The sequence below is a fragment of the Streptomyces sp. NBC_00386 genome (assembly GCF_036063235.1).
Classification (GTDB): domain Bacteria; phylum Actinomycetota; class Actinomycetes; order Streptomycetales; family Streptomycetaceae; genus Streptomyces.
Genome location: NZ_CP107950.1, coordinates 8,204,607 through 8,217,321, shown reverse-complemented (window position 1 = coordinate 8,217,321; position 12,715 = coordinate 8,204,607). Strand labels below are relative to the sequence as shown.

The 12,715-nt window shown below is 68.2% G+C and carries 7 protein-coding genes; 4 read left to right on the top strand and 3 right to left on the bottom strand.

Annotation, left to right across the window (positions count from 1 at the left end):
* Positions 1-94 precede the first annotated feature (94 nt).
* The 3 genes from OG780_RS36200 to OG780_RS36190 all read right to left on the bottom strand — a co-directional run bounded on the left by OG780_RS36200 (position 95) and on the right by OG780_RS36190 (position 7,276).
* Positions 95-1,648 (bottom strand): alkyl/aryl-sulfatase, encoded by a 1,554-nt coding sequence (locus tag OG780_RS36200; protein ID WP_328455337.1) that lies wholly within the window; start codon positions 1,646-1,648, stop codon positions 95-97.
* A 79-nt stretch (positions 1,649-1,727) separates the two neighbouring features.
* Positions 1,728-3,566 (bottom strand): glycoside hydrolase family 15 protein, encoded by a 1,839-nt coding sequence (locus OG780_RS36195; protein ID WP_328455335.1) that lies wholly within the window; start codon positions 3,564-3,566, stop codon positions 1,728-1,730.
* A gap of 20 nt (positions 3,567-3,586) precedes the next feature.
* Complete coding sequence (locus tag OG780_RS36190) at positions 3,587-7,276, bottom strand: ATP-binding protein (RefSeq protein WP_328455333.1); 3,690 nt, start codon at positions 7,274-7,276, stop codon at positions 3,587-3,589.
* 967 nt (positions 7,277-8,243) lie between these two features.
* On the opposite strand from OG780_RS36190, the gene OG780_RS36185 reads away from it, so the two are divergent.
* From OG780_RS36185 to iolE, 4 genes are read left to right on the top strand one after another with little or no spacing between them, the layout of a single operon-like run.
* Complete coding sequence (locus OG780_RS36185; RefSeq protein WP_328455331.1) at positions 8,244-10,172, top strand: GMC family oxidoreductase; 1,929 nt, start codon at positions 8,244-8,246, stop codon at positions 10,170-10,172.
* Positions 10,169-11,281, top strand: coding sequence for a ferritin-like domain-containing protein (locus OG780_RS36180; RefSeq protein ID WP_328455329.1), 1,113 nt, complete (start codon positions 10,169-10,171; stop codon positions 11,279-11,281). Before OG780_RS36185 ends, OG780_RS36180 begins: the two co-directional genes overlap by 4 nt.
* A complete protein-coding gene (locus OG780_RS36175) occupies positions 11,278-11,802 on the top strand; it encodes a hypothetical protein (RefSeq protein WP_328455327.1) in 525 nt (174 codons plus the stop codon). Before OG780_RS36180 ends, OG780_RS36175 begins: the two co-directional genes overlap by 4 nt.
* The gene (iolE, locus tag OG780_RS36170) at positions 11,799-12,713 is read left to right on the top strand and encodes a myo-inosose-2 dehydratase (RefSeq protein WP_328455326.1); all 915 of its coding nucleotides are present in this window, start codon (positions 11,799-11,801) and stop codon (positions 12,711-12,713) included. Before OG780_RS36175 ends, iolE begins: the two co-directional genes overlap by 4 nt.
* The last annotated feature ends 2 nt before the right edge of the window (positions 12,714-12,715 follow it).

The following is a 12,715-nucleotide window of genomic DNA, read 5'->3' as shown; positions in this document are numbered from 1 at the left end:
AGGCAGGTTCTGACGAAGACTGCGACGAGGTTGACGAGCGTGCCCCCGCCGGTGAGTTCGAACGATCCGAAACCGAGGGGGCCGGTCGCCGCGGTCAAGGCGTGACGAGGTTGAAGTCGGGATCGGCGGTGTCCAGCAGGCCGGACAGAGTAGCGAGGACCTGGGGGTCGCCCTGGACACGTACGCCGTCCAGTCCCTTGCCGGCCAGGACAGCGAGAAGTTGCCGCTTGGTCAGGGTCAAGGTCAGGTCGGCGGCCTGGGCCGGCCCGCTCTCCTCCGGGCCGGTACTGCGGTGGGTGAGGGCTCCGTTGGACAGCAGCAGGTGCCAGGTGCGGCCCTCGTCGGTGACGTTCCAGGCCATCGTCAGCTTCTCGTCCCACGCGCGCGGGCCGTCGACGCGGACGGCGAGCGAGTCGATGAGCATGTCGACGGTGAGCGCCATCGTCATCTCGGGGTTGCTCGTCTCCAGCGCGGTGTGCGCGATGGTGCCGCGCAGTTCCTGGGCGCCCATCAGGTAGAAGTTGCGCCAGGTGCCGTTCTCCGCTCCGTACCCGAGCTTGTCGTACACCGCGGCCAGCGCCTGTCTGGCGGCGGTGTCGTCGGGGGCGGCGGCGAAGACCGCGTGCCCCAGCAGCGTCGCCGCAAAGCGCAGATCACCGGCAGCCGCGTACTCCTCGCCCTTGGCGACCAGCGCCGGCACGCCGCCGTAGTCGGCGGCGAACCGCTTGGCCTGCTCCACCGGCGGATGCTCCCACAGATGGGCGGGGTTGCCGTCGAACCAGCACATGTAGCGCTGGTAGATCGCCTTCACGTTGTGGCTGACCGAACCGTAGTAGCCGCGATTCGCCCACCGGTTCGCGACCGCCGGCGGCAGCTCCATCCGCTCGGCGATCTCCAGGCCGGTCAGCCCCTGGCTGGTCATGCGCAGGGTCTGGTCGTGCAGGTACGCCCACATGTCCCGCCGGCCGGCCAGGTGTTCGACCACGCGCTCGCGGCCCCAGGTGGGCCAGTGGTGGGAGGCGAACGCGACCTCCGTCCGGTCGCCGAACAGGGTGATCGTCTCACCCAGGTAGTGCGCCCAGACGCGGGTGTCGCGGACCACCGCGCCACGCAGGGTCAGGATGTTGTGCATGTTGTGCGTCGCGTTCTCCGCCATGCACAGCGCGCGCCGGTCGGGGAAGTGGAAGTTCATCTCCGACGGGGCCTCGGTGCCCGGCGTCATCTGGAAGACGATCCGCACTCCGTCCAGGGTCTCCTCCTGTCCGGTGCGGGTGATGTCCAGCGTCGGCGGCACCAGCGTGATCGTGCCCTTGGACGTGGTCATGCCCAACCCCGCGCCGATCTGCCCGGCGGGCCCCTTGTCCAGTTCAGCGCCGTACATGTAGACCGCGCGGCGTGTCATCGCGCCACCCGCGTACACGTTCTCCGCGACCGCGTGCTCCAGGAACCCGGCCGGGGCGAGCACCGACACCGGGGCGTGGCCGTGCGGCAGGACCCCGTGCGAGCCGCCGAAGTGATCGCCGTGCGAGTGGGTGTAGATCAGGCCGGTGACCGGGCGGTCCCCGCGGTGCTCGCGGTACAAGCCGGCGGCGCCTGCCGCACCCGGGGCGGGAAGACCGCCGTGGCCGTGCCTGGTTGGAGGACCCATGCGCACGGTCGCCGCCGGGCAGAGGTCACGCACGCGCTCCCGGGCCCCAGCGACGCCGGCCGGGTGAACCGGGCCCGGACTACCGCCCGTCGAGCGCCTTGTCGAGGGTGAGGGTCGCGTCGATCAGGGCGAGATGGGTGAACGCCTGCGGGAAATTGCCGAGTTGGCGGCCCGTCGGGTCGACCTCCTCCGAGTACAGGCCCAGATGGTTGGCGTACCCCATCATCTTCTCGTACACCAGTCGTGCCTGGTCCGTCCGCCCCGCCCGGACGAGGGCGTCGACGTACATGAACGTGCACAGCGAGAAGGTGCCCTCCGAGCCGCGCAGGCCGTCGGGCGACGCCTCCGGGTCGTAGCGGTAGACGAGGCTGTCGCTGACCAGCTTCCGCTCGATGGCGTCCAGGCTCGAGGCCCAGATCGGGTCCTCGGGGCTGAGGAACCCGACCGTGGACATGCGCAGCAGCGAGGAGTCCAGTACGTCGCTGCCGTAGTGCTGGACGAAGGCCTGCTGTTCCTCGCTCCATCCCTTGGCCATGACCTGGTCGTAGACGGCGTCCCGCTCGGTCTGCCACCGTCCGTACGCGGACGGCCAGCCCTTCGCCTCGGCGAGGCGCAGGGCGCGGTCGAACGCCACCCATGACATGACCCGGCCGTAGGTGAAGTCCTGGCGGCCTCCGCGGGTCTCCCAGATCCCCTCCTCCGCCTGGTCCCAGTGGTCGGCCAGCCAGTCCAGGTTCTCCCGCATGGAGGTCCATCCCGCGTGCCCGATCTGGAATCCGCGCTGGTGCGCGAAGTACATGCTGTCCAGCGCCTCGCCGTAGATGTCCAGTTGGAGCTGCGTCGCGGCGCCGTTGCCGATCCGTACCGGCGCGGAGCCCGCATAGCCCTCCCAGTGGCCGAGTACCTGCTCCTCCAGGTCGGACGAGCCGTCGACCTTGTACATGACGTTGAGCGGGCCCGTGGTGCCGCTCTCGCCGGCCCGCTCCTTGACCCGGTCGCTCAGCCAGGCGATGAACGCCCGGGCCTCTTCGGTGAAGCCCAGCCCCAGCAGGGCGTACACGGAGAAGGAGGCGTCACGGATCCAGGTGAAGCGGTAGTCCCAGTTGCGTTCGCCGCCCAGTTGCTCCGGGAGAGCCGTGGTCGGGGCGGCCACCAGGGCGCCGCTCGGTGCGAAGGTCATGAGCTTGAGCGTGATCGCGGAACGCTCCACCATCTCGCGCCAGCGCCCGGTGTAGCGGGACTGCGTCAGCCACGAGCGCCAGAACGCCACGGTCTGGTCGAAGAGCCGCTGGTACGCGTCCAGGCGGATCTCGGCCGGTGGCCCCTCGGCGCCCATCTCCAGCACCAGTCCGCGCTGTTGACCGGCCTGCAGCGTCACCGACAGGCGCAGGGCGCCGTCCTGGTCCGTGAGAACGTCGAGGAGTCGCTCGTCCTCCGGTTCACGGATGGGGTGCATGGTGAGTTCGGTGCCGTCCTCCGCGGCGAAGACCGCTCCGTGCCCGGTGATCTGCGCCTCGTGCTTCGCGCGTCCGTAGTCGAACCGCGGGGCGATCTCCACCTCGAACGTCATGCTGCCGCGCACACAGCGGATCAGACGCACCAGACGGTGGCGGGAAGTGACCGTCGTACCCGTCACCGGCATGAAGTCGACCACCTCGCCGGCGCCCGCCTCCGTCATGAACCGTGTCACCAGGATCGCCGTACCGGGCAGGTACAACTGCTTGGTCGCATGGGTCGCATGCACCGGCCGGACCGTGCAGTGACCGCCCTTCTCCTTGTCCAGCAGCGCCCCGAAGACACTGGGCGAGTCGAACCGCGGGGAGCAGAACCAGTCGACCGTGCCCTCGGTGGTCACCAGCGCCGCGGTCTGCAGATCGCCGATGAGACCGTGGTTCTCGATCAGTGGATAGCCGTCCATCACAGCGCCCCTTTCGGTTGTCAAAGGTGTTCGTCGTCGTCGGTGGTCTTGCGGTTCCGGTCGGCCATTTCCTCCCAGAAGGCGTGCAACTCCCTGACGGGGACGCTGACCCATGGCGCGGTGTGCCGGCTGACGGCCGGCAGGTGCCAGCGGAAGCGGCTGTGCAGGAGCGCCTGTTGCTGCCGGCAGAACAGCTCCGCCACCTCCGCCTGCGCGTTTCCGGCCTTGGGGGGATAGGGGCACAGACGGAACTCGCACGGGGACGTGCAGGTGGTGCGGGATTCGCCCTTGTCGGCCCGGCCGATACTGCGTTCGGGGTGGAGCAGGCTGCGGTCGTGGGTGAGACAGTGCGGGAGACCGGCCTTGTTCGAGAGCTTCAGACGTTCCTCGATGTCGTCCGGGCTCCCGTTGCCCTCGGCGAGGTTGAGCAGGACCATCACGTCGGCGAGAAGGCGCTGCGCCCGAGGGTGCAGGCTGCTCCAGCCGACGGACGGGGAGATCCACAGGTTGTGCTTGCGGTAGCGGTCCGGATCGGCCGGGGTGGAACCGACGCTGTCGCTGACTTCGTTCTCGTCGATCCAGATGAACCGCTCGGGGTGTCCCGTCTCCAGGGCCAGGGTCACCAGATCGCCGGCTTCGGCGATGAACGGGTGGAGGACCTTTTCGCCGTGGTGCTGGTACGCGGCGCCGATGTGGGCCGGGGTCTTCTCGTGTGCGCTGCCCGCCATCGCGAGCCATCGGGTGACCGACTTTATGGGCTCCATGAAGCCATTGGATGCCGCGTCGTCGTCCTTCGTGAGGCTGGCGGCCGGTGATGCGGAACGGCTCCGCCGGTTCGCCCCGCCGGATCCGGGGGTGCGTCCGACCGTGTCGGGAAGCTCCCACAGGCACAGCGCCTGAAGCAGACTCACTTGCGCGTACCAGTAGCGACTGCAGGTGAGCATCTTCTCCGCCTGCTTCACCAGGTAGGCCCGGGTCTCTTCGTAGGCCTCCGGATGCCGTCTCCTGCGGTTCGCCGCGTTCTTGAAGCCCTGGGCCAGGGCGTTCTCCAAAGAGAGCGGCATGAGCGGACTCTGTTCCCCGGTCTGGTCGGTCAGGTTGCGCAACCAGATGCTCAGCCGTTCCTTGGCCTCGTCACGGTACTTTTCGGAGACGGACCCGACGACCATGGGAACGAGCCAGGCCCGGAGGCTGAAGTGGCGCCACCATGTGGTCCGGCACTGCTCGTACTCCCTCACCATCCAGTCGTGCTCCCGCTGCCTCTTCTCCGCCGCCTCCGGACCGGCGGCAGGGTCCGGATCTTCCTCATTGAGCCACGCGGTGTAGTCCCGGTCGAGTTTCTGCTTGGCGTCACGGATCTTTCCCAGGTACTGGGATATGGGATCGGACCCGAGAGGGAATTCAGAGCGCAGTTCCTGGAAGGCCGCGTCACCACCGGCGGCGATCTGATGTGCGATCGCGATCCGGACAGCGTGAGAGGGCTCATGCGTGCCGATCTGGAAAAGGTGCTTGTAGGGAAGCGTCGGGCGCGCTGGATCCTGTCCCGAACATCCTGAGAGGGGACGACTCGCCTTGTTGCGACGGTCCCGTTCGCGCAGAGCGGCTCCGAGGTTCCGTACCAGCCTGAGCTTCGCGCTCTCGATGGTCCGCTGATCGCCTCTGATGTCGAGGCCCGCCCATTGCTCATCGAGTTCGTGGGCCAGCTTGTCCTGTATCGGCACCGGATCCACACAGTCGATTTCCAGGGCTGCGGCGTACAGGTCGAAGTACTTCGCGTCGTGCCGGGCCGCAGCGGCGTTGCTGAGCAGCTCGGCCAGTTTCGGCGATGTCGCGTGACGGCTCTTGGCGCGGGGGGCGCGCTGCGCGGCGGCCGACCGGGGAGTGAGAGGCGCTGCCCGGTGACGCGAGAGCAGTACGAGAGCGATGAGCAGTTCCCGCGACGGACCCGGGCTGTGCAGCGCTGGCTCGACGACCGCGGCGATCTTGTCGTCCGGTATTTCCCTCAGCAGGCGATAACCCATATACGCCTGGAGGATGCTGTGCGGGAAACGGACCTTGTTCTTGCGGCCGTACACCAGTCCCAGGAGTTGTCCGTTGGCGGTGTGTCTCGCCAGCTCGGACCGGCATTCGTTGGGGTAGTCCAACGTGTTGAGCCAGTGTGCCGACCCGCCGATCTTGCGGCACATCACACCCCAGATCGCGTCGCGTTGCGCCGCGGAAATGGCAAGGCGGGTTCCGTACTGCTGGGCGGCTTCCTGCGATTCCTGGTGATTTTCATGCGATTGTGCGCGGCGCCGAAGGTCGTTCGCGTGGGCGCTGACGAAATCGTCGAACGTGACCTCGATGCTGTCCTGCAGAAGTCCCAGGCAGGCCATGGCCGACACGACCCACATGGTCTCCCGGCGTTCCTCACGGCCCATCACCAGATCGTCGAATATGCGGCCGTCCTCGATGGCCTGACGATAGGTGTTGAGGAATCCGAGTCTGAGAGTGGAGCAGTCGTTGCTGCGGGTGTCCAGGCGATCCTTTTCGTCGCGGAGCGTGAGGTGGTCGAGCAGCCCGCACTGCTGCAACAGGCGGGCGATCCGCAGATAGATCGGCGATTCCACGACCTTGGCGGTCTCCACCACCCAGTCGAGGCGGCGCTCGTCCAGCTCGCCCGGTTCCCGCACCAGGTATTCCAGGGCCGCTTCCTCGCTCAGCGGTTCCATGTCGGCGATCGCCGCGCGAGTGCCTTCCAGCGGTGTGTGCGGGCGCGAGGCGATGACCAGGGGCAGCTTCTGGCGGTCCGCTCGCTCTATCGCCCGTCGGATGATGTTGTCGCGGTCCTCCTGGTACTTCTCGTCGAGAAGGGCCTCTTCCAGGCCGTCGGCGATCACGACCACCTTGCCGTCGAGCCTGAGCTGCCGCCATGTCTTGTCGATGTTGTTGCCGGCGAGTACTCCCTGGTCCGCCTCTTCCGCGAAGCGGCGCCGTGCCATTTCCTCGAAGTCGAGCTCACCGTCGCCCTTCATGTCGCGCAGACTGATGGGTACGGGAACGGCGGACTGCTGCGCCAGCATCCGGGTGAGTTCCACCAGAACGGCCGTTTTACCGACGCCCACACCGCCGACGAGCAGATAGGGCTTCCGGGTCTTTCGGTTACGGAGTGTCTGGGCGATCACCTGGGACAGTTCACGGCGCCCGACGATCCGGTTGCCGAAGGTTCCGGCCGTGGAGACCAGCTCATGCGGACGCGTACACGCCTTGTCGATGAGCGGCTTCTTGGTCTTGTGATACCAGTAGAGAAGGAAGAATGTCAGTATCAGGGAGCCGGTCAGAACCGGGCCCACGATATGGGACACGGCGTCGAGCCACAGGGATTCCAGGACTTTATGGAGCTGTGATTCCTTCTCTTTGCCATCTGCCGTACCAACCGCCTGGTCATTCACGCGGAAATCATAAATGAGCAGTCCCACCCAAATGAGAAGCACAGCCGTACCGACAAAAGCGTATACACGCAGAAGTGGCCCCAGGGAAAACCACCCCGGTCGCCAACTACGTGCCGCGGCGATGCTCTTGTGAGCCTCCCTCTTCGTCCTGAACGCGCGCCATTCCTTGCGGGTCGCCCCTGAGAGCCGGGACCACCACCGTCTCGGGTACAACGTGTACCAGGGGGCGTCGTGCGGCCGCTCCTTGCCTTCCGGACGGCGGATCACCTTGGTGGGCATGAGGAGGTTCCCTCCGCGCTGCACATCATTGACGGGACGTCATACGAGCGCCGGGTCTGGACACATACGGAAAAAGGTCAGCTGTGCTCGTGGCACCGCGCATCACCTGCGCGTCCTCCGCCCCACACCGCCACAGCGCAATACAGCCGCCCCACGCCGAGGTCTTCTGCCTCACGCATATTCCGCTGGCACGCATGTCTTCATTTCCATGAAAGCACTGGTGGGGAAGATCGCAACACGACGCCGGCCGGCCACCGGAGACCGCCCGCGCAACCGGGGAACAGGCGGGGACCGTCTCCGGAAAGCGGCACGACCGACACAAGAGCCGGCGGAAGCGGGCTCCTGCCACGGGACGGCGCGCAGGTGGTCATTATCAGGTGCAGAAAGGGCAGTTGGGTGGCGAGAGCCGGCGGAACACCTTTGATCGTTTGCCGGGTGGCGGGCGGGGCGGACCTCCACCAGGCAGGCAGGGCAGCCCTGTTGGGTGTCCGGGGTGCGCGGGCCGCCCACGACGACCCACCGCGGCGTTCAGGAAATTGTGCGCGGAAAAGGTTTCCTGAGGCTCCTTCAGGTTTCTCTCGCCCGAGGGCCCGGCGTGAGGCAGGGGCCCGCGGCACATGCAGCGATCTTGAGGCTTCGCGCGTATCGTTGCTGACGCGACAGTGGCTTGTGCGCCCCGTCAGCAGCAGCGACACCAACGCGCAGCTCGACCATCGAAGTTGCCATGAACAATCTGCGCTCTCTTGCGCCGTTCATCGGCTCGCTCGCGCAGAGTCCCCACACCTACCCGTGGCGGCAGCCCATGGACGCACTCGGCGTCCACAGCGATCCTCGGCCGCCGGCGACGTTTCCCAGGTGCCCCGCCACGCACGTTTGGGCCGAGGCCGTGTGACCGCGGCCGACCGACTCGAACCCCGGCGGCCACGCCGGTCCCGGCTGCGCCTGGCAGTGGAGGAGTGACTGTCCCATGTACGCGAAGTTTCCCAAGGGGGCGGCGAACCGCACCGACCCCGAGGCGGCGGCCGAGGTTCTCTACGACGCCGTCGTCGTCGGCGGCGGGATCTCCGGCGCTCTTGTCGCGCTGCGGCTGAGCGAGGCCGGCAGGAGAGTGCTGCTGCTCGAAGCGGGCCCGGCCGAAGACCTCACCCTGAGGGGCTACGAGCGCTACCTCGACCGGTTCTACTCAGCGGTCGGCAAGGACAACCAGGCCCCCTATCCGGCCGTCGCCAATGCCCCGATGCCACGCGGCACCGACGTACGGCGCATCACCCCGGGCGCGCCCGACGCCTCGGCCTACCTGGTCCAGAGCGGGCCCTTCGCCACCGACACCACCTATACGCGGGTCCTCGGCGGCACCACCATGCACTGGGAGGGCAAGGCGCTGCGGATGCTGCCCGAGGACTTCCGGATGCGGACGCTCTACGGCGAGGGGGCGGACTGGCCGCTCACCTACGAGGACCTCGCCCCGTTCTACAACGAGGCCGAACGCGAGATCGGCGTCTCCGCCGACGTGGAGGACCAGGCCTACCTCGGGATCACCTTCGACGAGGACTACGTCTTCCCCATGAAAGGGCTGCCCCTGTCCTACCTGGACCGGACGGTCGCCAGGGACCTGGACGGGATGCCGGTCGAACTCGACGGGGAGCGGAGAGAGCTGCGGGTCCGGCCGTTCCCCCAGGGCCGGAACGGGATACCGAACCCGGCCTACGACGGCGGGCAGGGCTATGTGCCGCGAGGGGCGGTCAGCGCGTACCAGGTCGAGGTCGGCGAGCGGTGCCAGGGCAACAACAACTGCGTGCCCATCTGCCCGGTGCAGGCCAAGTACAACGCCGGCAAGACCCTGGCTCTGGCCCTCCAGAGCGGGCGGGTCGACCTGGTGGCCCAGGCGGTGGCCCACAAGGTGCACGTCGACGAGCACACGCACCGGGTGACCGAGATCGAGTACCGCCGCTACGACCGGCCCGACAGTCCCGGCTTCACGACGATGAGAGCCCGGGGCAGGCTGTTCGTCCTGGCCGCCAACGCGGTGGAGAACCCCCGGCTGATGCTGGCCTCCGGCCTGCGTGGTTCGAGCGGCCTGATGGGGCGGAATTTCATGGACCACGCCTACCTGCTCGCGTGGAGCCTGCTGCCGGAGGTGGCGGGCACCTTCCGCGGCACGATCTGCACGGGCGGCATCGCCGACCTGCGCGGGGGCGGCTTCCGCAGCCGCCAGGCGGCGTTCACCGTCGACATCCACAACGACGGCTGGGGCTGGGCCCGGGGTGCGCCGATGACGGACCTGATCGGCCTGGTGGACTCCGGTGGCCGCTACGGCGAATCCCTCCGCCAGGGCCTGGTGGACCGCGTGTCCCGTCAGCTGCAGCTCGCGTTCATGGTCGAAGTCCCCGCCGACCCGAGCAACCGGATCACCGTGAGCCCGGACCACACCGACAAGCTGGGCAACATGCGGCCCGTTCTCACCTACAACATCCCCGAGTACACGATGCGGGGCGTGGCGTACGCCCGGCAGCTCTCCAGGCGGATCTTCGCCCGTCTGGGGGCCGAGGACCATACCGCGTACGACCCGAACTTCTGGGGCTACGCCGTCCACGACGGCGAGGGGTACGAGATCCGCGGGGGCAACCACCTCGCCGGCACCCACGTAATGGGCCGCGAGCCGTCGACCTCGGTGGTCGACACGGATCAGCGGTGCTGGGATCACGAGAACCTCTACATGGTCGGCGGGGGAAGCATGCCCACCGTGGGCACCTCGAACGTGACGCTCACGCTCGCCGCCCTGTGCCTGCGCAGCGTCCGGGCCATGCTGGCCCAGCTCGACTCCGAGACCGCACCGATCGACGTGGCCTTCGACCGGCGCCAGGCGGCGCCGACCTCAGGGGAGGCGGCCTCATGATCGCGCCCACCATCGAGAACCGTGACGACCTGGTCAGCTATCTGAACGCGGCGATGTCGCTCGAGCACGCGACCATCCCGCCGTACCTGACCGCGTACTACTCCATACACTCCAGCACCAACTCCGACGCCGCCCACATCATCCGGGTGACCGCGGTGGAGGAGATGCTGCACCTGACCCTCGTCGCCAACGTCCTGAACGCCGTCGGCGGGGAGCCCGACCTGACCCGCCCCGGCTTCGTGCCGTCCTATCCGGCCCATCTGCCGGACGGGGAGGACGACTTCACCGTCGACCTGCGGCCCTTCTCCCCCGAGGCGGTGGAGACCTTCTGCATGATCGAGCGGCCGGGCAAGGCCCCCAGCGCCGACTCGCGGCTGGTGAGGACATCGGACAGCAGGGCTCGGTTCCTGGTCTCCAGCCCCACGGCCGAGGAGGTGCGCTTCTACAGCATCGGTGAGTTCTACGAGGAGATCATCGAAGGGCTCGAAAAGGTGGCGGCCAACGACCCCGCGCTCTTCCGCGGGGATCCGGCCCGTCAGGTGGGGCCCGAGTACTTCTACTCCGGCGGCGGGGAGGTGACCGTCGTCTCCGACCTGAAATCGGCGCAGCAGGCGCTCCGCCTCATCGCCGGCCAGGGCGAGGGCCTCGACTCCGGCATCTACGACGCGGAAGGCGAGCTGGCCCACTACTACCGGTTCCGGCAACTGCAGCTCGGGCACTACTACCAGGTGGGCGACCGCCCCGACGCGCCTACGGGGCCGTCGCTGAGCATCTCCTGGGACGACGTGTACAAGGTGAAGGTGAGCGTCCGGCTGGCCGACTACCCGCCGGGATCGGAACTCGCCCGTGTCGCCCGGGACTTCAACGCCGACTACGGGGCCTTTCTCGCCCTGCTCACGGAGGCGTTCAACGGACGGCCGGGCCTCTTGCAGGAGGGCGTCTGCGAGATGTTCCGCCTGCGCGACGGGTTCAACCGGCTGGTGTGCAACCCCCTGCCGGGCAGTGGCGGCCTGCACGCCGGTCCCACCTTCGAGATTCCGGCCGCGGTCGGACCCGACCCGCAGGCCCTGCCCGGTGCCGGCGGGACAACCCGGACGGTGACGCGATGACTGCCCCGTCGTTCGAGAAGTTCCTCTTCCTGTCGGTCGACCTCACCGCCTTCGAGGAGACCGATCTGCTCGGCACCGGCATGGCCCACAAGTACCTGGCGAAAGTGCGGGCCGCTTGCGGCGACGAGGTCGTCACCGCCCTCCTGGAAGCCCACAGGGCGGCCCGGGACGACGCGGCCGGCGACGCCGGAAGCCGTGCCCGGAGCCCGCTCGACCGGGATCTGTTCGACCGGGCCCTGCGCCACCGGATCTTCGGCGACGAACGGCTCGGCCCGGTGGCCCGCAACGTGATCAAGCTCTGGTACGCCGGGACGTGGTACGCGCTGCCGGCCGAGTGGACCGACCGCTACGGGGCCCAGCCGGCGGCGGAAACCTCCACGGTCACCGCCGCGGCGTACCAGGAGGGGCTGCTGTGGCGGGCCATCGGGGCCAATCCCCCGGGTGCCAAGGCACCCGGATACGGCTCCTGGGCTCAGCCACCCCGCATCGCGGAGCGCTACCTGAAAGGGGCGACGAGATGACGGACACACTTCACCGTCTCAGTCCGGACAAGGTGAAGCTCGGCGTCTGCTGCACCCTGTGGTGGAACGACGACTTCCCCGCCATCGACGCCGGCATCTCCTTCGGCCAGGCCGTGAGCGACATGGCGCTCGCCGGCTTCCAGGGCTGCAGCATCGGGCACAAGTACCCCTCGGACGCCGACGAGCTCAAGGCCGCCCTCGATCTCCGCGGTCTGAGTGTGTCCGAGCCCTGGACGAGCACGTACTTCACGATCGGCAGGATGCGGGAGAAGACGGTCGCCGCCTTCGAGGAGACACTGGCCCATATCAAGGCCCTGGACGGGACCGAGCTGGTCGTGGCCGAGTTCGGCGCCTCGTCGCACCTGCTTCCCGTGGACGTGTTCGCCAACCGCCCCGTCTTCACCGACTCCCAGTGGGACTCCTTGACTTCGGGCCTGGACGAGCTCGGCAGGATCGCCGCCTCGGCCGGGCTGAAGCTCAGCTATCACCATCACATGGGCACCGGCGTCATGACCCGGGCCGACGTCGACCGGCTGATGGCCTCGACCGATCCGGAGCTGGTCCATCTGCTGCTCGACACCGGCCACATGGCCTTCGCCGGCGACGATCCGCTGGACCTGGCCCGGGCCTACGCCGACCGCATCGGCCACGTCCACCTGAAGAGCGTCCGGCCCGAGATCGTGAGCCTGGTGCGGGAGGAAGGCCTGTCGTTCCAGGAGGCCATCCAGCGCGGCGTCTTCACCGTGCCCGGAGACGGCGGGATCGACTTCCGGCCCATCCTCGAAGTGCTGGCCGCCGCCCACTACCAGGGGTGGCTGGTCGTGGAGGCGGAGCAGGATCCGAACAAGGCCGTGCCGCTCGAGTACGCCAAGAAGGCCCGTGCCTACCTCGCCGACATCCTGGGCTGGTGACC